Source organism: Phytopseudomonas dryadis, assembly GCF_004327355.1.
Lineage (GTDB): Bacteria > Pseudomonadota > Gammaproteobacteria > Pseudomonadales > Pseudomonadaceae > Aquipseudomonas > Aquipseudomonas dryadis.
This window is the reverse complement of sequence record NZ_QJUM01000016.1, coordinates 36106-62347: the sequence shown is the minus strand read 5'-3', so window position 1 is coordinate 62347 and position 26242 is coordinate 36106. Positions and strand designations below refer to the sequence as shown.

The window sequence follows — 26242 nt, the reverse complement described above, 5'->3', positions numbered from 1 at the left end:
AGTGAAGGCATGACCCGCCCGAGCATGATCAGCATCACCCAGCTGTGCAAATCCTTCTACACCGCCGACCGCCACACGCACATGGCGCTCGACGACATCAACCTGGAGATCGGCGAGGGCGAGTTCGTCTCCATCCTCGGCCCCTCCGGCTGCGGCAAGTCGACCCTGCTGTACATGCTCGGCGGCTTCGTCGCGCCGAGCGCCGGCACCCTGGTCGCCCAGGGCAAGACCATCAGCGGGCCGGGGCCGGATCGTGGCCCGGTGTTCCAGGAGTTCGCCCTGTTCCCCTGGAAGACCGTGATCGGCAACGTCATGTACGGCCTGCGCGAACAGGGCGTCGGTCGCCGCGAAGCCCGCGAGCGGGCGATGGCGCTGCTGAACAAGGTCAACCTGGCGGACTACGCCGACTTCTATCCCAAGGAACTGTCCGGCGGCATGCGCCAGCGCGTGGCCATCGCCCGCACCCTGGCCTACGACCCGGCGATCCTGCTGATGGACGAACCCTTCGGCGCCCTCGACGCGCACACCCGCACGGTGCTGCAGAACGAGCTGCTGGAGATCTGGGAGCGCGACCGCAAGACGGTGATGTTCGTCACCCATGGCGTCGACGAAGCGGTGTTCCTCTCCGATCGCGTGGTGGTGATGACCCGTTCCCCCGGGCGGATCAAGGAAATCATCGACATCGACCTGCCGCGGCCACGGGTGCGCAGCGAACTGCTGGTCAACCGCCGCTACCAGGACTACATCGTCCACCTCGAGCAGTTGATCGAAGACGTCCACCTCGAGGCCTGCAGCGTATGAGGGCCGGTCATTACCAGCTGTTCGGCAGGCTCGGCCCGCTGCTGGTGGTGCTGGCGCTGCTGCTGATGTGGGAAATGGCGGCGCGCTGGATGCAGCTCGACGGTTTTCCCACCGCAGGAGAAGCCTTGCGCCAGTTACCGGTGATCCTCACTGACGGCCAGGCCCTGAGCGGTATCGGCGACTCGTTGCGGCGCATGGCCTGCGGCATCGCCCTGGCCCTGGCGTTCGCCGTGCCCGTGGGCCTGTGCATGGGCCGCAGCGAAACCCTGGCGCGCCTGCTCAACCCGCTGCTCAGCGTGATCTATCCGATTCCCAAGGCGGCGCTGATGCCGATGGTGATGCTCTGGTTCGGCATCGGCGACCTGTCGAAGATCCTGGTGATCTTCCTCGGCGTCAGCCTGCCGCTGCTGTTCCACAGCTACCACGGCGCCCGCGGCATGGACGAGAAACTGCTCTGGTCGGCCGCGGCCATGGGCATGGGCGCGCCGGCGCGGCTGTTCAAGGTGGTGCTGCCGGCCGCCCTGCCCGACGTCCTGCTGGGCTGCCGCGTCGGCCTGTCGATGGCGCTGATCGTGATGATCAGCTCGGAGATGATCGCCCGCCAGTCCGGCGCCGGCGACCTGCTGTTCAACGCCATGGACATGGCGCTGTACCCCGACGTGTACGCCATGATCCTGATCCTCGCCACCCTGGGTTTCCTCCTCGACTGGCTGTTCGAGCGCCTGCGCCGACGCCTGACCCACTGGGCCGAAAGCCGCCAGGACAGCCACACCGGAGCGACCTCATGAGACGCCTCGCCAATTCGTTACTGCCCCTGATCCCCCTGCTGCTGTTGGCGCTGGTCTGGGAAGCGAGCACCCGCCTCGGCTGGGTGGCGGCCAACCTGCTGCCCGCGCCCAGCGCCGTGCTGCTGCGCCTGGCGCAGTTGCTGCCGCAGGCGGAATTCCTCTTCCACCTGCAGCAGACCCTGATCCGCCTGCTCGGCGGCTTCGCCATCGCCCTGGTGTTCGGCGTGGGCATCGGCCTGCTGGCCAGCCGGGTGGCCGGCGGCCTGCTGGAAACCGTAATCCGCGTGCTCGCGCCGATTCCGAAGATCGCCTTCTACCCGGCTTTCGTACTGATCTTTGGTTACGACCATGCATCCAAGATCGCGCTGGTGGTGGCCGACGCGATCTTCCCCATTCTGCTGGCAACCTTCCATGGCGCCCGCTCGGTGGAACCCAAGCTGTTGTGGTCGGCCCGCGCCGCCGGAACGGGCCGCACCGCCAGTCTATACCGGGTGGTGCTGCCAGCCACCTTGCCAGCGATTCTCACCGGCTGCCGGATCAGCCTGCTGATCGCCTGTGTGACGGTGTTCCTGGCCGAGATGATCTCCTCCACCGACGGCCTCGGCCATCTGCTCAGCCTGGCCGCCCGCTCGTTCCAGATGGTCGACATGTTCGTGCCATTGATCGTCATCTCGCTGATCGGACTGCTGCTCAACGTCACGCTGCAATACACACGCAAGTACCTGCTTCGGGGCCAATCCTGAAGCCTGATCGTTAACCGCCAACGGCATCTGGCCGATCTCCTTTCTCTGCCGCACATGCGGTGGACGGGAGCCGGCTGCCAAAAAAACAGGAGTCGCAACATGAAAATCTGTGTTCTGGGTGGAGGGCATGGCTGCTACGCAGCCGCCGTGGAGCTGAGCGAAGCGGGGCATCAGGTGAATTTCTGGCGGCGTGACAGCGCGGCATTCGCGGCAATCCGCGACCAGAGCGGCATTCAGGTACGGGATTATCGCGGCACCCGACTGCTGCCACTGGGCGACAGCAATAGTGGCCTGCAGCTGATCGATCAATTGGACGCTGCCGTGGATGGCGCAGAATTGATCGTCATCCCACTGCCCTCGACCACCCACCAGGATCTGGCCCAGGAACTGGCGCCGCTGCTGCAGAGCGGCCAGGTGGTGTTCCTGCCCCCGGGCACCTTCGGCAGCTACCTGTTCGCCAAGGCCATGGCCGACGCCGGCAATTCCGCCGAGGTGGCCTTCGCCGAAACCGGCACCCTGCCCTACCTGGCCCGCAAGCACGGCCCCGCTGAGCTGGTGATCAGCTGCTATGCCACGCGCCTGCCCACCGGCGTATTCCCGGCGCGCCTGAGCGAACAGGCCTTCACCGTACTGTGCGCCGCCTACCCGAGCGTCGAGCCGATCGAAGACGGCCTGTCCGGCGCACTGATGAATGCCGGGCCGATCATCCACCCGCCGCTGATCATGATGAACGCCGGCCCCCTGGAACACTTCGAGCGCTGGGACATCCACAACGAAGGCACGCAACCGTCGATTCGCCGGGTCACCAACGGCCTGGATGCCGAGCGCATGGCCGTACGCGAAGCCCTGGGCTACGGCGCGCCGCACTTCCCCCTGGCCGACCACTACGCCAGCGACGGCGACGAGTGGATGTACGGGCGTGGCGCCCACGGCAAGCTCACCGACAGCGGCGACTGGCGCGAGGACATCGACCTGCAGCGCCACCGCTACATGCTCGAGGACACCCGCCTGGGCCTGTCGCTGCTGGTCTCGGTCGGCCGCTGGGCCGGCGTGCCGACGCCGATCGCCGCCGGGCTGCTGGCCATCGCCTCGGCCGTCGCCGAACGCGACCTCTACGCCGAAGGCCGGACCCTGGAAAACCTCGGCCTGGCGCAACTGTCCCGCGAACGCATGCAGCACCTGCTGCGCGAAGGGGTGCTGCCATGAAAACGGTGCATATCCTCGGCGCCGGGCGCATGGGCCAGGGCATGGCCCTGGCCTTCATCCAGGGCGGCCTGCCGGTGGTGCTGATCGACGTCAAACAGCGCGGCCCGCAGGCCAGCGCCGCCTACGCCGACCAGGTGCGCGAGGCCATCGCCCGCGAACTGCGGGCCAAGGTCGCGCTCGGGCGCCTGACCCAGGCGCAGGTGGACATCGCCCTGGCGCGGCTCAGCGTGTTGCCACGCCAGGGCTGCGAAACGGCGCTGGCCGAGGCGCGCTACCTGTTCGAAGGCGTGCCGGAAGTGCTGGAGATGAAACGCGAGCTGTTCGCCTGGCTCGGCGCCTGCATTCCCGCCGATGCACGGGTCGCCTCCACCACCTCGACCTTCCTGGTCAGTGAGCTGGCGACCTGCATCAGCGGGCCGCAACGCTTCATCAACGCCCACTGGCTGAACCCGGCGGACCTGATGCCGCTGGTGGAAGTCAGCCGTAGCGACAGCACCGATCCCGCGGTGGTCAGCGACATGCTCGAGCTGCTGCGCAGCATCGGCAAGGTGCCGGTGGTCTGCTCCGCCTCGCCCGGCTACATCGTGCCGCGCATCCAGGCCCAGGCGATGAACGAGGCGGCGCGCATGGTCGAGGAAGGCGTGGCCAGCACCGCGGACATCGACCAGGCCATCCGCGTCGGCTTCGGCCTGCGCTTCGCCGTGCTCGGCCTGCTGGAATTCATCGACTGGGGCGGCGGCGACATCCTGTTCTACGCCTCGAAGTACCTGTCCGGCCAGCTCGGCGAACGCTTCGACTGCGCCGATATCGTCCGTGAAAACATGGCCAGGGGTCGCAACGGCCTGCGTGACGGCCAGGGCTTCTACGACTATGCCGGCCGCGATACCGACGCCTACAAGGCGCAGCGCATGCAGGACTTCTTCCGCCTGCTGGATGCCACGGGGCTCACCGCGCGCTTCGACCAGGCGCTGGAAAACCAGGGCTGAACAGTCAGTCAAGCGTTTGGCCCTGGCCCTGTAGGCGCCGCGACCCCGCGGCGAATCGTGGCCATACCGCGATTTCTGCAGCATGGCCGCCATCGCATCGCGCCGGGGTCGACGCTCCTACGCGCGGGGATCGCTCTTCTGTAGGGGCCCCTGCTCCTACAGAAACCTTATCTGATCGGCATCAGGCTGAACGGGGCGGGCAGGTGCGCGCGCCTGCCGCGCGTCAGTGTGCCGCTGCCGGCCGGCGGCGCGGCGGGTGCCGGAATTAGTAGAAATGTCTATGATTGCCCGTCCACGTTCACAAAGCAGCCCCCTTCATGTCCATCCCCAAGAAACGCCGCGGTCGTTACAACCCTGCCAGCGAAGATTTTCACAAGGAAGAGTTTCCCTTCTACTGGCTGGCGCGCGTTCACGGGCGCTACTCCATGGCCATGGAGAAGCTGCTCAAGCGGATCGACCTGGACATCCCGCGCTGGCGGGTGCTGAACATCCTCTTCGAGAACGACAACTCGAGCATCTCGGAAATCTCCGAACACGCCGTGGCCAAGCTGTCCACCATCACCAAGATCGTCTACCGCATGAAGGACGACGGCCTGGTGGAAACCAGCCAGAGCGCCCAGGACGGCCGCGTCACCCAGGTCAGCCTGACCGCGGCCGGACGCCAGGCGTTCTTCGCTATGCACGAACTCACCGACGAATTGTTCCACAAGAGTTTCCAGGGCCTGAGCGAAGCCCAGCTGCGCAAACTCAACCAGGTGCTGGCGAGCATTTTCGCCAACCTGCCGGAACACTGAGCCCCCGTCGACAGGCGCGCCCGACGGCTCGTCGCGGCACCGTTCATCGCCGTTTGCCCTCCCAGCGCCAGCCCCCTAGAATGCCGCGATGCAAAACGACCTCGACCAGCGACTCACAGCCCTGAACCCAGCCCAGCACCATGCGGTCACCACACCGCCTGGACACCAGTTGGTGCTGGCCGGTGCCGGCTCCGGCAAGACCCGCGTACTGGTGCACCGTATCGCCTTCCTGATCCAGCGGCTGGATATCTCGCCGCACAGCATCCTGTCGGTGACCTTCACCAACAAGGCCGCCGCCGAGATGCGCCACCGCATCGAAGAGGTTCTGGGACAGAGCCCGGCGGGCATGTGGGTCGGCACCTTCCACGGCCTGGCCCATCGCCTGTTGCGCGCGCACTGGCAGGAAGCCGGCCTGGCCGAGAACTTCCAGATCCTCGACTCCGACGACCAGCAGCGCCTGGTCAAGCGGGTGATCCGCGAGCTGGGCCTCGACGAGCAGCGCTGGCCGCCGCGCCAGGCGCAGTGGTTCATCAACGGGCAGAAGGACGAAGGCATCCGCCCGCAGGGCATCCAGGCCAGCGGCGACCTGTTCCTGGCCACCATGCGCGGCATCTACGAGGCCTACGAGGCCGCCTGTGCCCGCGCCGGGGTCATCGATTTCTCCGAGTTGCTGCTGCGCGCCCTCGACCTGTGGCGCAATAACGATGGATTGCTCAAGCATTATCAGAAACGCTTCCGCCATATCCTGGTGGACGAGTTCCAGGACACCAACGCCGTGCAGTACGCCTGGCTGCGCCTGCTGGCCAGGGGCGGCGACAGCCTCATGGTGGTCGGCGACGACGACCAGTCGATCTACGGCTGGCGCGGGGCGAAGATCGAGAACATCCAGCAGTTCTGCGATGACTTCCCGAATGCCGAGACGATCCGCCTGGAGCAGAACTACCGCTCCACCGCCGGCATCCTCAAGGCCGCCAACGCCCTGATCGCCAACAACCAGGGGCGCCTGGGCAAGGAGCTGTGGACGGAAGACGCCGACGGCGAGCCGCTGAGCCTGTATGCCGCCTTCAACGAACACGACGAAGCCCGCTACGTGGTCGAATCGATCGAGGACGCCCTGCGCAAGGACGGCCTCAAGCGCAGCGAGATCGCCATCCTCTACCGCTCCAACGCCCAGTCGCGGGTGCTCGAAGAGGCGCTGCTGCGCGAACGCATCCCCTACCGAATCTACGGCGGCCAGCGCTTCTTCGAGCGCGCCGAGATCAAGAACGCCATGGCCTACCTGCGCCTGATCCACCAGCGCGGCAACGACGCGGCCCTGGAACGGGTGATCAACGTGCCGGCCCGTGGCATCGGCGAGAAGACCGTGGAAACCCTGCGCCAGTTCGCCCGCGGCAACGAGCTGTCGCTGTGGGCGGCGCTGCACGAGGCGGTGGGCACCAAGGTCATCGGCGGCCGCGCCGCCAGCGCGCTGAACGCCTTCGTCGAACTGGTCGACAGCCTGGCGCTGAAGGTCGAAGGCCTGCCGCTGCACAGCATGGCGCAACTGGTCATCGAACAGTCCGGGCTGCTCGCCTACCACCGCGACGAAAAGGGCGAGAAGGCCCAGGCGCGGGTGGAAAACCTCGAGGAACTGGTGTCCGCCGCGCGAGCCTTCGACTCCTACGAAGGCGCCGAGGGCGACGAGGCGCAGAGCCCGCTCGCCGCCTTTCTCGACCACGCCTCGCTGGAGGCCGGCGACAGCCAGGCCGGCGAGCACGAGGACAGCATCCAGCTGATGACCCTGCACAGCGCCAAGGGCCTGGAGTTCCCCCAGGTGTTCCTGGTCGGCATGGAAGAAGGCCTGTTCCCGCACAAGATGAGCCTGGAAGAGCCCGGCCGCCTGGAAGAAGAACGGCGCCTGGCCTATGTCGGCATCACCCGGGCCATGCAGAAACTGGTGATCAGCTACGCCGAGACCCGGCGCCTGTACGGCAGCGAGACCTACAACAAGGTCTCGCGCTTCGTGCGCGAGATCCCGCCGCAGCTGATCCAGGAAGTGCGCCTGTCCAACAGCGTCAGCCGCCCCTTCGGCGCCGGCAATCGAGGCATGAGCGGCAGCAACCTGTTCGCCGGCAGCGCCGTACCGGACACCCCGTTCAGCCTCGGCCAGCGCGTCCGCCATTCATTGTTCGGCGAAGGCACCATCCTCAATTTCGAGGGTGCCGGCGCCCAGGCACGGGTGCAGGTGAATTTCGAAAGCGAGGGCAGCAAGTGGCTGATGCTGGCCTACGCCAAGCTGGAAGCGCTGTAAGAGCCGAAAACGGCGCTGAAAGGCTGGAGGCAGAACGACGAGCATGTCGGAGCAGGCCTCTTCGTCCAGCTTCCAGCCTCCAGCGCCTTTCATCGAATGACAAGATCCACCCCAACTGGAGATCCACCCGATGAACCGCCGCAATCTGTTCGGCGCCGCCGTGGCGCTGCTGGCCGCCCTCGGCCTGGCCGGCTGCAAGGAAGACGCCCCCGCTGCCCAGCAGGACGCCGCCGCTGGCAAAGCCGCCGAGACCTTCCACTGGAAGATGGTCACCTCCTGGCCGAAGAACTACCCGGGCCTGGGCACTGCCGCCGAGCGCCTGGCCGAACGCATCAACGCCATGAGCGCCGGGCGCCTGACCATCAAGGTGTACGCCGCCGGTGAGCTGGTGCCCGCCCTGGAAGTGTTCGACGCGGTCTCGCGCGGCACCGCCGAGATCGGCCACGGCACGCCCTACTACTGGAAAGGCAAGGTGCCGGCCGCGCAGTTCTTCACCTCGGTGCCCTTCGGCCTGTCCACCCTGGAAATGAACGCCTGGCTGAGCAAGGGCGGCGGCCAGGCGCTGTGGGACGAGACCTACGCCCCGTTCGGCGTGAAACCGCTGGCGGCGGGTAACACCACCATGCAGATGGGCGGCTGGTACAACAAGGAAATCAACTCGCTGAACGACGTCAAGGGCCTGAAGATCCGCATGCCCGGCCTGGGCGGCGAAGTCTGGAGCAAGCTCGGCGCGATCACCGTCAACCTGCCCGGCGGCGAAATCTTCACCGCCCTGCAGACCCACGCCATCGATGCCACCGACTGGGTCAGCCCGTACAACGACCTGACCTTCGGCCTGCACAAGGCCGCCAAGTACTACTACTACCCGGGCTGGCAGGAGCCCAACGCGGTGGTCGAGTCCATGGTCAACCAGAAGGCCTTCGACAGCCTGCCCGCCGACCTGCAGGCCATCGTCGTCGAAGCCGCCAAGGCCGCGACCCTGGACATGATGGACGACTACGTCTACCACAACGCCGGCTCGCTCGAACAACTGAAGCAGCAGGGCGTGCAGATCAAGCGCTTCCCGGACGACGTGCTCGCCGCCATGCAGCGCGAGTCCCAGGTGGTGCTGGACGAACTGGCGGCACAGAGCGAACTCAACGGCCGCATCTGGGCCTCGCTGAAAGCCTTCCAGGAACAGGTCACGCCGATGCATGCCCTGTCCGAGCAGGAACTGTACAACTGGCGCTGAGCGGCGCCCGGGAGCCTCGACCGCGGCGCGATGCGATCGGGGTCACGGCCACCGATCGCCGCGGGGTCGCGGCGCCTGCCCGGGTCGCGCCAGCGCCGGGATGCCCTGATCCCGGCGCTGCGCACAAAGAGCAAAAGCCCGAAACACTCTGGCGCTGGTCATGGCCGTCGAGCACGGGCAAGATGCCCCGCAGAATTCCGACAACCAAGAGAAAACCGATAATGCAGCGTTTCCTCAGTATCGCCCTGGTGCTCTGCCTGGGCCTGTCCTTCAGTTTCCACGCCGATGCCAAACGTTTTGGCGGCGGCAAGTCGTTCGGCGCCGCGCCGAGCCACCAGTCGCGCCAGGCCACCCCACCTGCGCAGGCCAACGCCAATGCCGCCGCGCCGGGCCGTACCCCGGCTGCCGCCAGCGGCGCTTCGCGCTGGCTCGGCCCGCTGGCCGGCCTTGCCGCCGGTGGCCTGCTGGCCTCGATGTTCATGGGCGACGGCTTCGAAGGCCTGCAGATCATGGACATCCTGATCTTCGGCCTGATCGCCTTCCTCCTGTTCCGCTTCCTCGCCGCCCGTCGCCAGCAGGCTCAGCCCGCCGCCGCCCACGGCGCGCCGTTCCAGCGCGAAGCCCATGACCAGCCGGCCCGGCCATCGATCTTCGGTGGTAGCGGCAATGCCGTGATCAAGCCGGTGATCAACGCCCCGGCCTGGTTCAACGAGCAGAGCTTCGTCAATGCCGGGCGCGAGCACTTCCTCAGCCTGCAGCAGCACTGGGACGCCGACGAAATGGACAAGATCGCCGAGTTCGTCACCCCGCAACTGCTGGAATTCCTCAAGCGCGAGCGCGCCGATCTGGGTGACGGCTTCCAGTCCACCTACATCGACAACCTCGAGGTGCAGCTCGACGGCGTCGACGATCAGGCCGACAAGACCATCGCCACCCTGACCTTCAGAGGCCTGTCGAAGACCTCGCGCTTCGACCAGGGCGAAGCCTTCAGCGAAAGCTGGCGCCTGGAACGCGCCACGGGCGAGAACCAGCCCTGGCTGGTCGCCGGTATCCGCCAGAACGGCTGATCGCTGACGCAGCACACAAAACCCGGGCTTTGCCCGGGTTTTTTATGGCTTGGAGAGCGCCGCGGGCGACGTGACACGCTCCCCCCGGGAATTTTTTCCGACTTGTGGCTATTTTCCATTCAGCGTAAAAAGCTGCGCTATCGAGGACAGTAGTGAGTCAGAGGCTGAGCGAAGCCCGCTCCTTCCTGCCGCCCAACCCGAACGTGCCAACCTTCAAGCTGGAGCCCCCATGGAAGAAGTCATCGAACAGCTGCGTGAACTGAACGAACCCGTGCCGGTGCCATTGGAGTTGCCGGATGAGGAACTGCTGGTGGAAATCGAGGAGCAGATCCTCATCAACCTGCCGTTCGAACTGCGCGAGTTCCTGCTCAAGGTCAGCGATGTGGTCTACGGCCGCCTGGAACCGGTCACGGTCACCGACCCGCAATCGCACACCTACCTGCCCGAGGTCGCCTCGGTGGCCTGGTCGCTGGGCGTACCGCGCGAACTGGTGCCGATCTGCGAGGATCACGGCAACTACTACTGCGTGGAGCAGGACGGCACCGTGCTGCTCTGGGACGGCGAAGAGGAAGACCTCACCGACGAAAGCTGGGACTCGGTCTGGCACTGGGTGCGCGAGGTCTGGCTGGAGGAATAACAGCTGCAAGCTGCAAAACAAGTATCCAGCGATGGTCAGAGCTCGGGTAGCCTGGCGTTGAGCGCAGCGATACCCAGGGAACTGCAAGCACTTCACTCAGTGACCCGTTGCAGGAGCGCAAACGCAAAGCCCCGTGCTCGCTTTCGCGAACACGGGGCTTTTTCTTGCAGCTTGTGGCTTCAAGCTTGCCGCTGCCTCAGTGATGCCCGGGTGTCTCGGGCTTGTCCAGCGTTTCGAACAAGGCGATCTGCAGGCGTGTGTGCACGCGGATGAACCAGCGCCACAGCACGGCCACCACCCCGGCGGCGACCACGCCGACCAGCAGCAGCATGTCGTTGGACGGCAGGATGCTCGACGACAGCGCCGTCAGCAGCACCATGATGCCGACCAGCGACAGCAGTGGAATCACCTCGGAAATCACCTTGCGTACCCGCGCCGTGTGGCGGCCGGCCTTCTCCTGGCGCACGCCCATCTCGGCGAGCAGCATGGACAGCGCCTTGATCTTGCGGTACGCGGCGATCAGGCACGGCAGCGACAACAGCAGGGCCGCGCCCCAGATCAGCGCCTTGCGCAGATTCTCCTGATCCAGCCACTGGGCCAGCCAGGCACCGATCTGCGTGGCGAAGAAGGCGATGCCGAGGAAGATCGCCACCACGAACGCCAGGTTGACCAGCACCTGCAGGACGATCTTGCGGATCATCCCGGCGAGTATCGCGCCCTGGCCTTGCGGCTGGATGCTGCGCAGCCATTCGCCGTACAACGAGAAGACCCGCGAGACCCGCTGCGGCATGGCCTTGCCCAGGCTCAGGGCCAGGGGGTCGGCGGCGCGGATCAGGTACGGCGTGGTCAGGGTGGTGATCACCGAAACGGCCACCGCCACCGGGTAGAGGAAGTCGCTGGTCACCTGCAGGGTCATGCCCAGGGTGGCGATGATGAAGGAGAACTCGCCGATCTGCGACAGGCCCATGCCGACGCGCAGCGAGGTGCGCCCGTCGTTGCCGGCGATGAACGAGCCGATGCTGCACGAGAATACCTTGCCGACGATCACGGCCACGGTGATCACCGCGATCGGCCAGGCGTATTCGACCAGCACATGAGGGTCGAGCAGCAGGCCGATGGCGACGAAGAAGATGGCGCTGAACATGTCGCGCACCGGCTCGACCAGACGCTCGATCTGCACCAGTTGGCGCGACTCGGCCATGATCGCGCCGATCAGGAAGGCGCCCAGCACCATGCTGTACTCCAGCTTGACCACCAGCAGGCAGAAGCCGAAGCACATGCCCAGCACCGCGACCAGCAGCATCTCGTTGCTTTCGAACTTGGCCACGTAGGCGAGGATGCGCGGCACCAGGATGATGCCGATGACCAGGGCGACGATCATGAACAGCGACAGCTTGCCGACGGTGGCGAACACCTCGCCGGTTTCCACGCTGCCGCTCAGGGCGATACCGGAGAGCAGGGCGATGATGCCGATACCGAGGATGTCCTCGACGATCAGCACGCCGAAGATCAGCTGGGCGAAGCGCTCGTTCTTCATCTTCAGGTCGCTGAGCGCCTTGATGATGATGGTGGTCGAGGAAATCGCCAGGATCGCGCCGAGGAACAGCGAATCCATGGTGCTCCAGCCGAAGTAGCGGCCGATCTCGAAACCGATCCAGATCATCAGGATGATTTCCAGGAACGCCGCGATGAAGGCGGTGGCGCCGACGTTGAACAGCTTGCGCAGGCTGAATTCCAGCCCCAGGCAGAACATCAGGAAGATCACCCCCAGCTCGGCCAGGGTGCGGATGGTCTCTTCATCGTGGATCAGGCCGAACGGCGGGGTGTGCGGGCCGATGAGGAAGCCGGCGAGGATGTAACCGAGCACCACCGGCTGCTTGAAGCGGTGGAACAGCACGGTGACCACGCCGGCCACCAGCATGATCACCGCTAGATCCTGGATGAAGCTGATGGCATGCATGAGAGCTGCTCCTTGTTCAATAGGTCTGCTGAGGTTCGGCGCAGGCCGGGCGGCACACCGCAACAGTTCCCGGACAGGCACGAGCGCGCACGGGCGGCTGCTCGATGGCTCTCGTGAGCCTGTTGGAAATGGGGGTTATCGGCCCGTTGCAAGGCAACGTCGACCGCAGGTTAACATCCGATCCATGGCCGCCGCGACCCCGCAATATCAAGAAACATTTGCCCGGAAACCGCCGGGGGGCGCGCCTCGCTCGGCCCGCCGCGCCGCGACGCAACGAAGACGTTCACGGCATTGCGCGGGTCACCCGCACGACCCGGTTCGACAGCGCCCGAGCTCCACGGAGCCTGGTTGCGATCGATCGGCAGCGGCCACGGCGGCATGGATGCTGTCGCCCTGGCCATGCACTGCATGCGCGCCCATCTGGAACAGCTGACGACGCTCCCGACACCGATGACCGACCCACCCCCGATGGATGGATAAGGCGCCATCCACCCCGCTCGAACATCATCCTGGGAAAGGCCGTAGCCTGGGTCGAGCGCAGCGATACCCAGGGCACCATTTACCGGATGCCGCTGCGCTCGGCCCGAGCGACCGGAAAGGCTGTTCGACGCGATAGCCGCCGGGTAGATGACGCCTTTCTCAGCCGCCGGCGGCACGCCATCCGGATCAGCGTTCGTCCCCCTGCGGTTCGGCGCTCACTTTCAGATAGTTGCCGGCCACGCTGATACCGGCGCCGCCATAGCGCTGGCACTGTGGATCGAAGACTTCCAGAACGCGGATGTCCAGTCCCTCGTTGAACAGCTCGACGGCGCAGCCGGAAGCCAGCCCGGCGTCCTGCAGCAGGAAGTAGGTGCGCTCGCCCTGCAGGCGGCCCTGCAGATCGCCAATCGCCGCCGGGCCGTATTCCTCGACCTTGGCCCCGGCGCGTATCGGCGAAAAATGCACCCGGTAGCCACCGTCCGCGGCGCGGCTGATATCCAGGCTGCTCCACGCCGCCGAGCCGGCATAACGCAGGTAGTGACCCTCGATACCGGCCTCCAGGGCCGGATAGTCCACCGCCTCGGCCAGCGAACGCAGGTTGTGCCGGGTAGCCGGGCCTTGCAGGCCATCGGCGACGGCCAGGTTCAGCCAGGCCCGCGCCATGCCGGGCCGCCCCAGGCGCAGGTTGGCCACCACCAGGTTGTTCAGGGCCAGCTCGCGGGCGGCGCTGTCATCCTGTGCGACCCGCCGCAATTGCCGCTCGAATGCCTCGACAGCCTCCTCGAAGCGTCCGGCCTGGTAGGCCGCCGTCCCCTCTTCATTGCACTGGCTGACGCTCGCGCAGGGTATGGGCGCGGCCTGGGCGACGCCGGCCACCAGGGACAGCAGGGCAGAAAACACAAAGGTGCGCATCATGGATCTCGTCCTTGTCAGGCAAATGGGCCATGGCCCGGTGAGTGAAATGCCCCTCGAGCCGCTGCATACGTTGCACCAATCGAGGGAATAGACACAATCCAAGGGCCTGCGCCTGTTATAAACGCTAGGGTTCAGCACGCTGAAACGCCTCTCCCCCCACCCGATCAAGACCCGAGCACACTATGGAACCCGGAAACGCGCAATTGACGATGACTGTCCTGATGACCCCGGACATGGCCAACTTTTCCGGCAACGTGCACGGCGGCACGCTGCTCAAGTACCTCGACGAAGTCGCCTATGCCTGTTCCAGCCGCTATGCCGGACGCTACGTGGTGACCCTGTCGGTGGACCAGGTGACCTTTCGCGAACCGGTGCATGTCGGCGAACTGGTGACCTTCCTCGCCTCGGTCAACTACACCGGACGAACCTCCATGGAAGTGGGCATCAAGGTGATCACGGAAAACATCCGCGAGCGTTCGGTGCGCCACACCAACAGCTGCTTCTTCACCATGGTGGCGGTCGACGAGCAGGGTAAATCGATCGAGGTGCCGCCCCGTCAACCGCAGACCGCGGAAGAACGGCGGCGTTTCGAGCAGGGCCGCCAGCGCCGGGAGATTCGCCAGGAGCTGGAAAACCGCTATCGCGCCCTCAGAGGCGAGTAGCGACGCGGGCTGGCGCGCCTCGCGCCAGCCCTTGAAACATCTTGTATAAAGACCATTTAGTTATAAATAATAATTTAATATAAAATATCGGTCTTTTGGTCGGGCAATCCGGCCGCTTCATCGCCACGCAGTTCTGCGCTGTCTCCCGTGCAGCGCAGGCATGTCAGGCCCTCATGTTCACCGGGAGAGCGCATGCCTCATCACACCCCCCTGATTGCGACCATCGCCGCCGGCTTCGTGCTGGCCTACCTGTTCGGCAGCCTGGCCAACCGCCTGCGCCTGTCGCCACTGGTAGGCTACCTGCTCGCCGGCGTGGTGGTCGGCCCGTTCACCCCCGGCTTCGTCGCCGACAAGGAACTGTCCCACGAAATCTCCGAGATCGGCGTGATCCTGCTGATGTTCGGCGTGGGCCTGCACTTCTCGCTCAAGGATCTGATGTCGGTCAAGCACATCGCCATTCCCGGCGCGGTGGTGCAGATCGCCGCCGCCACGCTGATGGGCATGGCCCTGGCCTGGGCCATGGGCTGGGGCTGGGGCGCCGGCCTGGTGTTCGGCCTGGCGCTGTCGGTGGCCAGTACCGTGGTGCTGCTGCGCGCCCTGGAAGAGCGTCAGCTGATCGACAGCCGGCGCGGCAAGATCGCCGTCGGCTGGCTGATCGTCGAAGACCTGGTGATGGTCCTGGCCCTGGTGCTGCTGCCCGCCCTTTCCGGCGTGCTCGGCGGCATCCCCCAGGGCGACGGCGACAGCAGCATCGGCATGCAGCTGCTGCTCACCCTGGGCAAGGTCACCGCCTTCGTCGCGCTGATGGTGGTGGTCGGCCGCCGGGTCATCCCCTGGCTGCTGGAACGCAGTGCCGGCACCGGTTCCCGTGAACTGTTCACCCTGGCCGTGCTGGCCATCGCCATGGGCATCGCCTATGGCTCGGCCCAGCTGTTCGGCGTGTCCTTCGCCCTCGGCGCGTTCTTCGCCGGGATGATCCTCAACGAATCGGAATACAGCCACAAGGCCGCGGAAGACTCGCTGCCGCTGCGCGACGCCTTCGCCGTGCTGTTCTTCGTCTCGGTGGGCATGCTGTTCAACCCGAGCATCCTGCTCGAGCAGCCGCTGCTGGTGCTGGGGACCTTCCTGGTCATCGTGCTGGGTAAATCGCTGGCGGCCATGGTCATCGTCATGGCCTTCGGCAAACCGCTGAGCACGGCGCTGACCATTTCCGTGAGCCTGGCGCAGATCGGCGAATTCTCCTTCATCCTCATCGGCCTGGGCATCGGCCTCGACCTGGTGCCGGAGGCCGGGCGCGACCTGGTGCTGGCCGGGGCGATCCTGTCGATCCTGTTCAACCCGCTGCTGTTCCTGCTGATCGACCGCCTGCAACCCTGGCTCGATCGCCGCGAGCACACCACGCCGGCCGATCAGGTCAGCGAGGCGGAAAGCGAAGACAACGACCTGCACCCGATCAGCGAAGTCGGCCACGCCATTCTCATCGGCCACGGCCGCGTCGGCAGCCGCATCAGCAAGCGCCTGCGCGAGGAAGGGGTGCCGCTGGTGATCATCGACGACAACCGCACCCGCGCCCAGGAACTGCGCGAGGAAGGCTTCAGCGTGGTGCTCGGCAACGCCGCCAGCACCCACGTGCTGGATCTGGCCAACGTCGCCCAGGCGCGCTGGCTGATGATCGCCATCCCCAACAGCCTGGAAGCCGGCCAGATCGCCATCCATGGCCGCCAGGCCAATGCCGCTCTGGACATCATCGCCCGCGCTCACTTCGACGACGAAGTCGACTACCTGCGCGAGCACGACGCCGATCTGGTGGTGATGGGCGAGCGGGAAATCGCCCGGGTGATGTTCGAGCGCCTGGGCATCCAGCCGCCGGCTACCCGCGCGCAATGAGCGGGATGCCGCGGCCATCGATCCGGGCCGGCGCTTTGCCGGCCCGGATCGGGTAAGCTGGGCGCTCCCCGGTCAACGAGTCCGTTCGGCATGCTGACGCTCGGCAATCTGTTCATCCTGATGCTGCTGGCCGCCGCCGCAGCCTGGCTGTGGCACGGCCATGGCCTGCGCGAGCGCGCGCTGACGCTGGTCAAGCAGCACTGCCGCAAGGCCGATATCGAACTGCTCGACGGCAACGTCGCGTTCCAGCGCCTGGCCATCGTCCGCGATGCCCGGGGCAACCGGCGCCTGGCGCGGATCTACGGTTTCGAATTCACGGTCACCGGCGAGCAACGGCATGCCGGGCGCATCGTCATGTTCGGCGCACGCCTGGGCGCAATCGAACTGGACCCCCACCCGTTCCGTGAGCCGCCCGCGGCAATAGCGACACCGACACCGACACCGACACCGACACCCAGCCAGTCTGGCCAGGTGATCGAACTGCAGCAATGGCGCCGCGATCACCCCACGTCGCGGGAGTGAACGCGCCAACGGGTATTTCCCGCGGCCCCCGGATCGCATACCGTTAACCCGGCCCGGCGGCCTCGACAGCGGATGCCCCGGACGAAATCGATCGAGCGGCAACCCAGGCCAAGGACAGAGTATGGATGCGATCAACGAGCGGAAGTCCCTGGCAACGCTGTTCGCCGGGCTGGGCATCGAGGTCCTCTGGCTCGCCTCCACCCTGGCGCTGCCGATCTGGCTGCCGTTGCCACTGGCGGCGGCGATCTGGCTGCTGCTGTTCCCGCTGCAATGGTGGCAGGATCGGTACCGGGGCCGGGTCGGCTTGCGTACCACCCAGTTGGCGACCGGCTGGACCATCGGACTGGGCTTCGCCCTATGCCTGGCGGTCGATGGCCTGCCCGGTTACCTGCTCGGCTTGTTCAGTATCCTGGCGGGGCTCTATGGCCTCAGCCTGTTCGAGCGCTATGCCGGCCTGCGCCTGACACGCGCCAGGCCCGCCGCTGAACCCTTGCCGCCCGAGGTGATGCCGAGCCGGGGGCGCAGCGCCTGGAACGGCCCGGCTCCGGAGACCACCCCGCAGGGAGAACCGGTGAGAGTGCTCGGTGCCAGCGAGATCGCCATGGGCGGCCCGCAGCTCTGCGACTACCTGCTACCCGACGGCGCCATCATCAGCAATGCCAGCCCTTCGGCGACATTCTCCGAGGATGGCCGCTATTTCGTTTCGCCCGTGCCCAGCCGTGATCGCTGGGGCCTGCTGCTGTACGACCGGCAGGAACAGCGGCTCTATCGATGCCGGGACGAACAGCGCTTCTGGGAGCTGGACCGTGTCGACGACAGGGTCTACGGCCGCCACAGCCCGCTGACCTCCAACGCGCCTGCCAGTGAGTCCCTGGAGACGCTCAAGAACGGCGCCGAGGCGGTGCCGATGGTCAGCATCGCCGATATCCGTGTGGCCCAGGACGAGCTGGACGGGTTCGACCCGGAGCGGGCCGAGGTGCAATTGCCCGCACCGCCGCAGGCGCCCAGGGTGACGAGCCAGCCCTGGCTGCCCCACAGCCTGCGCGAGTTGCCCGACCCGCTGCAGCCACTCCGCAGCCCGGCCGGAGAGCTGCACCTCGACGGCCAGCCCAGCGGGCTGCTGCTGAATGGCCAGGACGCGCCGCTGTGGCGGGCGGACGGCCTGGCGTTCGCCTGCGCCGCCCGCGAGCGCAGCAGCCAGACGCCCGGCTACTGGCTGTGGCAGGCCGACGCCGGCTGGCGTCGCCTGGGCGAACCGCCACGGCCATTAGCCGACGAGGTCCACACCGGCGGCTGTGAACTGCTCGCTCTGGATGCCGATCAATTGGTGTTCAGTACCAGCCTGGGTCATCCATCCTTGAGCGAAGGCCGCTACGGCGCATTGCACAGCTTCAGCTTCGCGCCCCTGGCGGTCGTCGCGGCCACCGACGCGCAGGGGCTCGAGCGCTGGATCGAGATCCCTCTGGCGACCCTGCAACCGCTGCTGGCCCTGGATGCAGGGCACGGGGCGTGCGCAGCGTTTCGCAGTGCTGAACTGTACGACGGCAGCCATCTGCACTGGCAGCGACAGCGGATGGCCACGGACGGACGCTACGCGGCCTATCGATGCCGCATCGGCGACTGGACGCTGCCCGGCGAATGGCTGCTCGATCATCGTCTCGACGAACAGGGCGAACGCATTGCCCTGGTGGCCTTCGCCGACAGCCCGGCGCTGGCTCAGCGCCTGGCCGTCGTCGATGTCCGCGCGCGTCGCCTGCACTACTGCGACGAGGCGCTGCCGGGCTTGCACCTGCAAGGCTTCCGCGAGGGACGCATCCACCTGTTGTGCCTGCGTGGCCGCAGCCTTGTGCATGAGCATCGGCCCGGTCGAGCGGCGCCACCGGGCCGCCTGCAAGGATGCGACTTCCCCCTGCAGGCCGAGGAGGTCGCGCTGGGCCTGACCGAGCGAGCCGAGGAGACCCGTCCGTATTACCAACAGGTGACCCTCGAGTGGCTGGACGGCCGCTGGCAAGCGCGGCCCTCGACGCGGATCGCCACTGTCACGCAGCACGCGCAAGCCGCCAGCGACTACCTGTTGCCCGCCCCGGCAGGTGGCGACAGCGCCTATCTGTTCGGCTTCACCACTCGCTATCGCCGTGAAGCGGCGCACGCACCACATGGCGGGGGCTGGTTGCTCACGGCCTCCGGCTGCGGGATCGGCGACCTGGCTCCGCCGGCCATCTGGTCGGCCGACGGACGCTATCTGGCGCTGTGCCGCTACCTGCCCCGTGGCGCCGAAACGGATCTCAAGCACGATGCCTGGCGCCTGCTGCTGCTCGATTGCCAGGCACGGACACTGCGCCGGTTCAGCGAATCGCTGGGGCAGCAACCGCTGTTCGAGTCCTTCGAGCATGATCTGCAATTCAGCAGCCTGCGCGACGAGGACGGGGACGCCCAAGGCCCACGCCGGCGCTCGGTGTACCGGCTGGAACACCTGCTGCAAGCGCCGGCTCAACCGCTCGGCGCCGCCGGCAAGCAGCGCTGGCTGCCCGCCGAACAGCAGTGCTGGGCTCATTATTGGGCGCGCCAGAGCGTCCCCGTACTGGCAGTCGCGCAACCATGAAATATAGCTTCGGCCTGCTGCTCAGCGCCCTGTCGACGCTGTTGATCGCCACCTCGTCCATCCTCGCGCTGACCGACGCGGGTGCGCTGCTGGCAATCTACCTGGCGCTGTACCTGGCCCTGCCAGCGCTGGCCACGCTGCTGATCGCCTGGGGCTGCTACGCCGTGCGCAACCGGGGCGGCATGCCCGGCAGCATGCATGCGCTGATGCTGCTGCCCAGCCTGGCGGCCGCCTCCATCCTGCCGCTGGGCAGCCTGCTCGCCGAGGCGCGGCAGCATCTCTTCTCCGAACGCCACCCGGCCATCGCCGAAATCCACGTCAACCTCAGCGGCCAGGATCTGTGGATCGATCCCCGGCATACCAGCACCCGCTCGGGCAGCGGCCCGGATCTGCCGCTGGCGGCCGACGCGCCGGAGCGCTTCAGCGTGCTGACCCGCTGGCCGTATACCGAGGAAATCGACCAAGGCCGCTTTCCCTACGACGGCACGCGCCTGAGGGCGGACTACCGCACCTTCCCCCGGCAACTGGGCGGCAGCGGGGAAGGCCCGATGACGCCCGCCCCCCTGCGCCTGACCGCCGCCTACCCCGATGCCCCCGAGCTGGCGCTGGTTCACCAGTACTACCACTATGCCGACCATGTGCAGGTGACTGCCGCCCTGCACCGCGATGCGCGGCTGGAAAGTTCTCGAGCCAGACGCCTGGCGCACGCCCCGGTACTGGTCGCGGCGGCCAACCTCGGCGAGCGGGCCATCGTGCGCATCGAGATCAACGGCCAGCCACTGGCCATGGACATCCGCGAGCGGGCGCTGCTGCCGGTCGACAGCTGCTGGAATGGCTACCCCGACCTGGGGCCGGCATTGCTGCCGCTGGATGCGCCCTGGCGGGTGCGCTGGCAGGAAGCCCGGGCGCCCTACGCCTGGCGCGAGGCCGATGTCACGCTGCCGCCCCAGCCCCTCGACGACGCCCAGCGGCGCACTGCCCGCCTGCCCAGGGTACTGCTGTACTTCGCCCCGGACGGCCAGGTGCTGGCCGAGCGCTTCCAGGAAATCGAACTGGATAACGACCGGATCGGCGTGGTCAACAGCGGCGTGCCCGAGGCCTTGCCAGTGCCCGCGCCCTGCGGTTCGGCGCTGGAGCGCTACAACCTGACGCACGTGGAGCCGCTCTCGCAACCCTGGCTGCGACCACCCCGCCCTCCGCGGGCGGATCGATAACGCGCTACACCCGGCAGGCCGCCATGCCGTGGAGCAGGGGTTCTTTCTCCTCAGCCGCGGCGAAGATCAGCTCCAGCCGCGAATCCTTGCGCCACTCGCTGGCCTGCCAGTGCGGCGCCTGGCCGTCCAGGGCATTGGCCGAGAGCCAGCCGGCGTTGGTCTGCAGCACCAGCTTGGCGCGGCGCCAGGGCAACGACGCCAGCCATTGCTGCACCCGCAGCAACTCGAAGCGCTGGCTGGGATGCCAGCGCCAGCCGATGCTCCAGCCTTCGGGCTGCGCCTGAATCAGGCAGATCGGCTCCTGCGGCGTACGCCAGAGGGTCGCCGGCGCCCTAGGGCCGTCCGGCAGGGACGACCAGTCGCCTGCCGCGCCCTGCACCGGATGGACCATCGGCAATCGCGCCAGGGGCAGTCCCTCCTGGTCCGCCCATAGCAACGCCTGTCGCGGCAAGGCGGCCTCGACACGGGCACGGGCCAGGGCGTCCAGCCCTTCGCCCTTGGTCAGCAGCAGCAGAGCGCCCCGACTCAGGGCTTCGCGCTGGCTGTCCGGCAAGGGCGCGGCGACGGCCAGGGCGGCGGCGTCGAGCACCATCACCAGCGGTTGCACGGCCAGCACGCCATCCCAGGGTGCCTCGGCGAGCTGCTCCAGCAAGCGCAGGGGATGACCGAGGCCGGAGGGTTCGATCAGCAGGCGGTCCGGCCTGGCCTGGCGCAGCAAGCGTCCCAGGCCGACCTGAAACGGCAGGCCATTGACGCAACACAGGCAGCCACCGGCCACCTCGCTGAAACTGACGCCCTCTTCGTCGCGGGCCAGCAACGCCGCGTCCAGGCCGATCTGGCCGAATTCGTTGATCAGCACCGCCCAGCGCTCGTGCGCAGGCCGCTGCGCCAGCAACCGACGGATCAGGCTGGTCTTGCCGGCGCCCAGGGGGCCGGCGATCAGGTGGGTGGGGATCTGTTTCAACATGCGCCCATGGTGCGGTTTTAGCGGGTGCGGGAAAAGGGCGCGCACGCAGATAAACGATGCAAGCCCGGCCATGGATAAGGTTTTCGCAGGAGCAGGGGCGCCTACAGAAGAGCGGCAACCCGCCGCCCGTGTAGGAGCGTCGACCTCGGCGCGATGCGGTGGCGGCCATCCCACAAAACCAGTGGTGCGACCCGCAATCGCCGCGGGGGCGCGGCTCCCACAGGGCCGGGGCAAACCATCGTTTTACGGGCCAAACATTATTAGCCGCGACTTGCGATAAAGCGGCAAGAAACCCTAAAGTCCCAGGCAATGATCCCTGGAGATGGTTCGATGCGTCGTTTTCTGCTGCTCGCGCTCTGCAGCCTGTCCGGCCTGGCCTGGGGCGAGGCGTGCATCGTGCACAGCCAGGCGCAGCGCCTGGACGTCAAGGTGTGCCAGCAGAATCGCAGCATCCCGCCGAACCTGTTCCGCAGCGGCTTCTGCCAGCCGCAGCTCAAGGGCCAGAAGGTCGAGGTGACCTTCGTCGAACAGTGCCCGATGGGCGCCTTCGGCGCCTGCCGCAACGCCAGGGTCGCCGGCACCCCGTATCAGCAGGATATCCATTACTACGGCATGGCCAACGACGCCGCCTACCTCAAGCCATTCTGCGAGCGGCAGAGCCAGGGCGTGTGGATGGCCTATTGAGGCCATCGGCTTTTCGCCCTTGATCCGGCGCCCGGGCGCTGCTTTTGGCTACCCCGCGCTATCGCTCGATGGCTTACGGCGCCTAACCTGCTCGGCCCGATCCATCCTGCGGGATTCAACGATAAGCGCAGAATTGCCAGATTCGTGTAGGCGCCGCGACCTCGCGGCGAGCGTGGCCATAGCGCGATTTCTGCGGCATGGCCGCCAGCGCATCGCGCCGGACCCGGACTGCGAACGGGCGCTTGCAGGCCAAGGAGCAAGACGCTATCTACGCTCGTCGCAAGCGACGTCAAAAACACCCGGCGATTTTTCGTGGCCGGCTACCCCTTACGCCAGCCAGTCCAGCGTCAGCAGCAAGCGCCGCTCACCCGCCGCCAGGGGCGGAGAGCGGTGTACCAGGCCACGCCCTTCGTTGCCCGTCCAGCGCTCGCCCTTGAGCAAGGCCACATGGCCGCACGCGATCTGCTCGGGCACGGCATCGGCGCGGGCCGTGGCCAGGGAGCCGGGCAGCCACTGGCTGCCGCTGCCGGCATAGCTGGTGATCAGCCGCAGCGGTACCTGGTCGACGTGAAAGCGCGGGCACATGGCGTTGTCCAGGGCGCGCAGGCGCAAGCCGATGCTGCGGGCATCGAGCAGGCAGGCGTAGGCCCTTACCAGCCAGGCCACATCGGCGAGAAACGCCGCCTGGCCGGGCATGTCGCTATAGCCCGCGAGCAGGCCGGACAGATCCGGCTCGGCCTCGGCGCTGGGCAACCGCAGGCTCAACGACTGCGCCAGTGGCTCGCCCTGGGCCAGCAACTGCTCGGCGAAGGTCGCCACGTGGGGCGCCAAGCGGCGCTGCCAGATGGCCAGGTTGACCGGGTCGCGCAACGCCTCACCGAGCACCTGCACATCGGCGCCGCTGACCTGGCGCGGCGCGGCGGCGAATACGGCCGCCAGCATCAGGCGGCCACCTCGTGCCAGGGCCCGAAGGGGTCGGGCAACCGCCGCCAGGCTTCGACGCCGGCGGCCATTTCCGCATCGCTCAGCAGGCAGGCATCCAGCTCGGCCGCGAGCCGGGCGAAGTCGATGTGCTGGCCGATGAACACCAGTTCCTGGCGGCAGTCGCCACAGACCTTGTCCCAGTGACGGATGATCGCCTGCAGGCCTTCCTCGTCCTGCGGCCACTGGCTCTTGGGCACGAAACGCCACCAGCGCCCCGCCAGGCCATGGCGCATCAGCCCGCCGGCCTGCGACCAGCTGCCGGCCTCCTGGTACTTGCTGGCCAGCCAGAAGAAGCCCTTGGAGCGCAGCAGCCGGCCATTGCGCCACTCGCGGTTGAGGAAGTCGTGGAAGCGCTGCGGGTGGAACGGCCGCCGGGCGCGATAGGCCAGCGAGGCGATGCCGTACGCCTCGGTCTCCGGCTGGTGTTCGCCGCGCAGTTCCTTGAGCCAGCCCGGCGCCTCGGCGGCGCGCTCGAAATCGAAGCGGCCGGTGTCGAGAATCTGCGCCAGGGGCACGGCGCCCATGCTCATCGGCAGGATCTCGGCGCGGCGATTGAGGCCCCTGAGGATGGCCTGCAACTCCTCGCGCTCGGCCTGGCTGATCAGGTCGATCTTGCTGATCAGCAGGACATCGGCGAACTCCACCTGCTCGATCAGCAGGTCGGCGATCGAACGCTCATCCTCCTCGCCGAGGCTTTCGCCACGGCTGGCCAGGCTCTGGGCGGCCTGCAGGTCCGGCAGGAAATTCACCCCGTCGACCACCGTGACCAGGGTATCCAGGCGCGCCAGGTCGGCCAGGCTCTGCCCCTGTTCGTCGCGGAAGGTGAAGGTCTCCGCCACCGGCAGCGGCTCGGAAATGCCGGTGGACTCGATCAGCAGGTAGTCGAAGCGGCCATCGCGGGCCAACCGGCCAACCTCGTCCAGCAGGTCCTCGCGCAGGGTGCAGCAGATGCAGCCGTTGCTCATCTCCACCAGTTTTTCTTCGGCGCGGTTGAGGCTGACATCGCGCTGCACCTCGCTGCCGTCGATGTTGATCTCGCTCATGTCGTTGACGATCACCGCGACACGCAGGCCCTCGCGGTTCTTCAGCACATGATTGAGCAGGGTGCTCTTGCCGGCGCCGAGAAAGCCGGACAGTACGGTAACGGGTAGGCGGTTGGGCATGGCGGTTTCCTCATCAGCGGGGGTTACACGGAGCGGCGGTGGCGTTCGCGCTGTTCTTCGCGCTCTTTCGCCTCGATGCACAGGGTCGCGGTGGGCCGCAGCAGCAGGCGCTGCAGGCCGATGGGCTCGCCGGTTTCGCGGCACCAGCCGTATTCGCCCCGGGCCAGCCGCTCGAGGGCTTCGTCGATCTTGTCCAGCAGCTTCTTCTCCCGTTCGAGCAGGCGCAGTTGCCACTGCCGCTGTTCCTCGCGGCTGGCCTGGTCGGCCTCGTCGGCGGGCCGGTCCTGCTCGCGCAGCGCACCGAACTCGTCGTCGATACGCTGCTGCAGCTCGCTGCGCTGGGTCTTCAGCAACTGCTGGAAGAACGCCTGTTGCTCATCGTTCATATAGGCCGCCGCAGGCTGGGCGAGCAGTTCATCGACCGTCATGGTGGCCTCGTTCAAATGGATATATTTGTTATAACATAACATTTAAATTCATTTGGCAACGGTGAAAACGATGAGCGTCATGAGCAAGCTGCCCGATATCGCCGGGCAGCAAAGCTGCCGACCAGGCCGCCCTGGACTGGGTGGGCATGTGTGGTATCGCCCTGCCGATACGGGTCGAAGGGCAGCGCCTGGGCGCCCGGGCCGATGCCGGGGTCAGCCTCGACGATGGCGCCGCCCGGGGCATTCACATGTCACGGCTGTACCTGGCGCTCGCCGAACTGGAACACCAGGCGCTGTCGCCCGGGCTCCTGCGCCGGGTGCTGCAGACCTTTCTCGACAGTCATCGCGGGCTTTCGCGGCGTGCCTCGCTGCGCCTGGACGCTGAACTGCTGCTCGAGCGACCGGCACTGGTCAGCCCGCTGTCCGGCTGGAAGGCGTACCCGCTGCAGGTCCAGGCACGCCTGGGGCCCCAGGGGTTTCACGTGGAACTGCGGTTGCAATTGGGCTACTCCTCCACCTGCCCCTGCTCGGCCGCGCTGGCGCGGCAGTTGATCCAGCAGCGCTTCAGCGAGGACTTCGACGGCCAGTCACCGAGCCATCGGCAGGTGCTCGCCTGGCTCGGCAGCAGCGAGGGCATCGTCGCCACCCCGCACAGTCAGCGCAGCACTGCCGAACTGCACGTACGCCTGCCCGAGGATGCCGGCGACTTGCCGATCAGGAGACTACTCGACGGGGCCGAGGCGGTTCTGGCGACGGCGCTACAGACGGCGGTCAAGCGTGCCGACGAGCAGGCATTCGCCCTGGCCAATGGGCAGAACCCGATGTTCTGCGAAGATGCCGCCCGGCGCCTGCACGGCATGCTTGTCGACTTCCCCGGCATCGATGGCTTCCATCTGCGCGTGGTGCACGCCGAAAGCCTGCACGCCCACGACGCCGTGGCCAGCGCCAGCCACGCCTGGAACCTGGCTCCGTCGACCCCGTGACCGACCCACCAGCCGCCCGCCAAGGCGGCTGGTGCATAATGCCAGTCAGTCAAGCGTTTGCGGCGGCTTGCCCTGGTCCTGTAGGAGCCGCGACCCCGCGGCGAATGGTGCCCACGCCTCGGATTCCACTGGATGGCCAGCCTCGCATCGCGCCGAGGTCGACGCTCCTGCACGGGCGGCGGTTTGCCGCTCTTCTGCTCCTGCAAAAACCTTGTCTGATCGGCATTGGGCTGGTGCAGCGGTTTTCA

22 protein-coding genes and 1 pseudogene are annotated in these 26242 nt (G+C 67.0%); 17 read left to right on the top strand and 6 right to left on the bottom strand.

Annotated features, from left to right (window positions below; genetic code table 11):
- The first annotated feature begins 9 nt into the window (after positions 1–9).
- From DNK34_RS14690 to DNK34_RS14645, 10 genes are all read left to right on the top strand, one after another.
- Entirely contained in the window at positions 10–801 is a 792-nt protein-coding gene (locus tag DNK34_RS14690) for an ABC transporter ATP-binding protein (RefSeq protein ID WP_131175774.1), read from the top strand.
- Positions 798–1589, top strand: coding sequence for an ABC transporter permease (locus tag DNK34_RS14685; protein ID WP_131175773.1), 792 nt, complete (start codon positions 798–800; stop codon positions 1587–1589). The genes DNK34_RS14690 and DNK34_RS14685 overlap by 4 nt, the downstream gene beginning before the upstream one ends.
- Positions 1586–2332, top strand: a complete 747-nt coding sequence (locus DNK34_RS14680; protein WP_131175772.1) for an ABC transporter permease — start codon at positions 1586–1588, stop codon at positions 2330–2332. The genes DNK34_RS14685 and DNK34_RS14680 overlap by 4 nt, the downstream gene beginning before the upstream one ends.
- Before the next feature lie 99 nt (positions 2333–2431).
- Positions 2432–3538, top strand: a complete 1107-nt coding sequence (locus DNK34_RS14675) for an NAD/NADP-dependent octopine/nopaline dehydrogenase family protein (RefSeq protein WP_131175771.1) — start codon at positions 2432–2434, stop codon at positions 3536–3538.
- Entirely contained in the window at positions 3535–4524 is a 990-nt protein-coding gene (locus tag DNK34_RS14670; RefSeq protein WP_131175770.1) for a 3-hydroxybutyryl-CoA dehydrogenase, read from the top strand. Before DNK34_RS14675 ends, DNK34_RS14670 begins: the two co-directional genes overlap by 4 nt.
- Positions 4525–4841: 317 nt before the next feature.
- The gene (locus tag DNK34_RS14665) at positions 4842–5318 is read left to right on the top strand and encodes a MarR family winged helix-turn-helix transcriptional regulator (RefSeq protein ID WP_131175769.1); all 477 of its coding nucleotides are present in this window, start codon (positions 4842–4844) and stop codon (positions 5316–5318) included.
- Positions 5319–5406: 88 nt separating this feature from the next.
- Complete coding sequence (uvrD, locus tag DNK34_RS14660; RefSeq protein ID WP_131175768.1) at positions 5407–7608, top strand: DNA helicase II; 2202 nt, start codon at positions 5407–5409, stop codon at positions 7606–7608.
- A 130-nt stretch (positions 7609–7738) separates the two neighbouring features.
- Positions 7739–8839 (top strand): TRAP transporter substrate-binding protein, encoded by a 1101-nt coding sequence (locus DNK34_RS14655; RefSeq protein WP_131175767.1) that lies wholly within the window; start codon positions 7739–7741, stop codon positions 8837–8839.
- Between the two features lie 221 nt (positions 8840–9060).
- A complete protein-coding gene (locus DNK34_RS14650) occupies positions 9061–9906 on the top strand; it encodes a Tim44 domain-containing protein (protein ID WP_131175766.1) in 846 nt (281 codons plus the stop codon).
- Positions 9907–10135: 229 nt separating this feature from the next.
- Complete coding sequence (locus tag DNK34_RS14645; RefSeq protein WP_131175765.1) at positions 10136–10543, top strand: SMI1/KNR4 family protein; 408 nt, start codon at positions 10136–10138, stop codon at positions 10541–10543.
- A 196-nt stretch (positions 10544–10739) separates the two neighbouring features.
- On the opposite strand, the gene DNK34_RS14640 is transcribed toward DNK34_RS14645, so the two are convergent.
- Both DNK34_RS14640 and DNK34_RS14635 read right to left on the bottom strand, forming a co-directional pair.
- Positions 10740–12503, bottom strand: a complete 1764-nt coding sequence (locus DNK34_RS14640) for a cation:proton antiporter (RefSeq protein WP_131175764.1) — start codon at positions 12501–12503, stop codon at positions 10740–10742.
- A gap of 666 nt (positions 12504–13169) precedes the next feature.
- Positions 13170–13898: a tetratricopeptide repeat protein gene (locus DNK34_RS14635; RefSeq protein WP_131175763.1), complete on the bottom strand. Its 729-nt coding sequence runs from the start codon at positions 13896–13898 to the stop codon at positions 13170–13172.
- A 182-nt stretch (positions 13899–14080) separates the two neighbouring features.
- On the opposite strand from DNK34_RS14635, the gene DNK34_RS14630 reads away from it, so the two are divergent.
- The 5 genes from DNK34_RS14630 to DNK34_RS14610 all read left to right on the top strand — a co-directional run bounded on the left by DNK34_RS14630 (position 14081) and on the right by DNK34_RS14610 (position 20785).
- Complete coding sequence (locus DNK34_RS14630; RefSeq protein ID WP_131175762.1) at positions 14081–14560, top strand: acyl-CoA thioesterase; 480 nt, start codon at positions 14081–14083, stop codon at positions 14558–14560.
- A gap of 192 nt (positions 14561–14752) precedes the next feature.
- The gene (ybaL, locus tag DNK34_RS14625) at positions 14753–16447 is read left to right on the top strand and encodes a YbaL family putative K(+) efflux transporter (protein WP_131175761.1); all 1695 of its coding nucleotides are present in this window, start codon (positions 14753–14755) and stop codon (positions 16445–16447) included.
- Between the two features lie 90 nt (positions 16448–16537).
- Positions 16538–16969: a DUF3301 domain-containing protein gene (locus DNK34_RS14620; protein ID WP_131175760.1), complete on the top strand. Its 432-nt coding sequence runs from the start codon at positions 16538–16540 to the stop codon at positions 16967–16969.
- A 121-nt stretch (positions 16970–17090) separates the two neighbouring features.
- The gene (locus DNK34_RS14615; protein ID WP_131175759.1) at positions 17091–19571 is read left to right on the top strand and encodes a ferredoxin; all 2481 of its coding nucleotides are present in this window, start codon (positions 17091–17093) and stop codon (positions 19569–19571) included.
- Positions 19568–20785: a hypothetical protein gene (locus DNK34_RS14610; protein ID WP_131175758.1), complete on the top strand. Its 1218-nt coding sequence runs from the start codon at positions 19568–19570 to the stop codon at positions 20783–20785. The genes DNK34_RS14615 and DNK34_RS14610 overlap by 4 nt, the downstream gene beginning before the upstream one ends.
- A 4-nt stretch (positions 20786–20789) precedes the next feature.
- On the opposite strand, the gene DNK34_RS14605 is transcribed toward DNK34_RS14610, so the two are convergent.
- Complete coding sequence (locus DNK34_RS14605) at positions 20790–21752, bottom strand: CobW family GTP-binding protein (RefSeq protein WP_131175757.1); 963 nt, start codon at positions 21750–21752, stop codon at positions 20790–20792.
- Between the two features lie 330 nt (positions 21753–22082).
- On the opposite strand from DNK34_RS14605, the gene DNK34_RS14600 reads away from it, so the two are divergent.
- Positions 22083–22436 carry an NADH:ubiquinone oxidoreductase gene (locus DNK34_RS14600; RefSeq protein ID WP_131175756.1) on the top strand — a complete coding sequence of 118 codons (354 nt, stop codon included), beginning with the start codon at positions 22083–22085 and terminating at the stop codon, positions 22434–22436.
- Between the two features lie 327 nt (positions 22437–22763).
- On the opposite strand, the gene DNK34_RS14595 is transcribed toward DNK34_RS14600, so the two are convergent.
- From DNK34_RS14595 to dksA, 3 genes are read right to left on the bottom strand one after another with little or no spacing between them, the layout of a single operon-like run.
- A complete protein-coding gene (locus DNK34_RS14595; protein ID WP_131175755.1) occupies positions 22764–23378 on the bottom strand; it encodes a DUF1826 domain-containing protein in 615 nt (204 codons plus the stop codon).
- Positions 23378–24583 (bottom strand): zinc metallochaperone GTPase ZigA, encoded by a 1206-nt coding sequence (gene zigA / locus DNK34_RS14590; RefSeq protein ID WP_131175754.1) that lies wholly within the window; start codon positions 24581–24583, stop codon positions 23378–23380. The genes DNK34_RS14595 and zigA overlap by 1 nt, the downstream gene beginning before the upstream one ends.
- A gap of 23 nt (positions 24584–24606) precedes the next feature.
- Positions 24607–25011, bottom strand: coding sequence for an RNA polymerase-binding protein DksA (gene dksA, locus DNK34_RS14585; protein ID WP_131175753.1), 405 nt, complete (start codon positions 25009–25011; stop codon positions 24607–24609).
- Positions 25012–25090: 79 nt separating this feature from the next.
- On the opposite strand from dksA, the pseudogene folE2 reads away from it, so the two are divergent.
- A pseudogene (gene folE2 / locus DNK34_RS14580) lies at positions 25091–25994 on the top strand (GTP cyclohydrolase FolE2).
- Positions 25995–26242: the final 248 nt, after the last annotated feature.

Coding starts and splice junctions, on each gene's coding strand:
- DNK34_RS14655 (WP_131175767.1), top strand. CDS start 7,739: ATGAACCGCCGCAATCTGTTCGGCGCCGCCGTGGCGCTGCTGGCCGCC.
- DNK34_RS14645 (WP_131175765.1), top strand. CDS start 10,136: ATGGAAGAAGTCATCGAACAGCTGCGTGAACTGAACGAACCCGTGCCG.
- uvrD (WP_131175768.1), top strand. CDS start 5,407: ATGCAAAACGACCTCGACCAGCGACTCACAGCCCTGAACCCAGCCCAG.
- DNK34_RS14690 (WP_131175774.1), top strand. CDS start 10: ATGACCCGCCCGAGCATGATCAGCATCACCCAGCTGTGCAAATCCTTC.
- zigA (WP_131175754.1), bottom strand. CDS start 24,583: ATGCCCAACCGCCTACCCGTTACCGTACTGTCCGGCTTTCTCGGCGCC.
- DNK34_RS14610 (WP_131175758.1), top strand. CDS start 19,568: ATGAAATATAGCTTCGGCCTGCTGCTCAGCGCCCTGTCGACGCTGTTG.
- DNK34_RS14640 (WP_131175764.1), bottom strand. CDS start 12,503: ATGCATGCCATCAGCTTCATCCAGGATCTAGCGGTGATCATGCTGGTG.
- DNK34_RS14675 (WP_131175771.1), top strand. CDS start 2,432: ATGAAAATCTGTGTTCTGGGTGGAGGGCATGGCTGCTACGCAGCCGCC.
- DNK34_RS14635 (WP_131175763.1), bottom strand. CDS start 13,898: ATGATGCGCACCTTTGTGTTTTCTGCCCTGCTGTCCCTGGTGGCCGGC.
- DNK34_RS14670 (WP_131175770.1), top strand. CDS start 3,535: ATGAAAACGGTGCATATCCTCGGCGCCGGGCGCATGGGCCAGGGCATG.
- DNK34_RS14630 (WP_131175762.1), top strand. CDS start 14,081: ATGGAACCCGGAAACGCGCAATTGACGATGACTGTCCTGATGACCCCG.
- DNK34_RS14605 (WP_131175757.1), bottom strand. CDS start 21,752: ATGTTGAAACAGATCCCCACCCACCTGATCGCCGGCCCCCTGGGCGCC.
- dksA (WP_131175753.1), bottom strand. CDS start 25,011: ATGACGGTCGATGAACTGCTCGCCCAGCCTGCGGCGGCCTATATGAAC.
- DNK34_RS14620 (WP_131175760.1), top strand. CDS start 16,538: ATGCTGACGCTCGGCAATCTGTTCATCCTGATGCTGCTGGCCGCCGCC.
- ybaL (WP_131175761.1), top strand. CDS start 14,753: ATGCCTCATCACACCCCCCTGATTGCGACCATCGCCGCCGGCTTCGTG.
- DNK34_RS14685 (WP_131175773.1), top strand. CDS start 798: ATGAGGGCCGGTCATTACCAGCTGTTCGGCAGGCTCGGCCCGCTGCTG.
- DNK34_RS14650 (WP_131175766.1), top strand. CDS start 9,061: ATGCAGCGTTTCCTCAGTATCGCCCTGGTGCTCTGCCTGGGCCTGTCC.
- DNK34_RS14595 (WP_131175755.1), bottom strand. CDS start 23,378: ATGCTGGCGGCCGTATTCGCCGCCGCGCCGCGCCAGGTCAGCGGCGCC.
- DNK34_RS14600 (WP_131175756.1), top strand. CDS start 22,083: ATGCGTCGTTTTCTGCTGCTCGCGCTCTGCAGCCTGTCCGGCCTGGCC.
- DNK34_RS14615 (WP_131175759.1), top strand. CDS start 17,091: ATGGATGCGATCAACGAGCGGAAGTCCCTGGCAACGCTGTTCGCCGGG.
- DNK34_RS14680 (WP_131175772.1), top strand. CDS start 1,586: ATGAGACGCCTCGCCAATTCGTTACTGCCCCTGATCCCCCTGCTGCTG.
- DNK34_RS14665 (WP_131175769.1), top strand. CDS start 4,842: ATGTCCATCCCCAAGAAACGCCGCGGTCGTTACAACCCTGCCAGCGAA.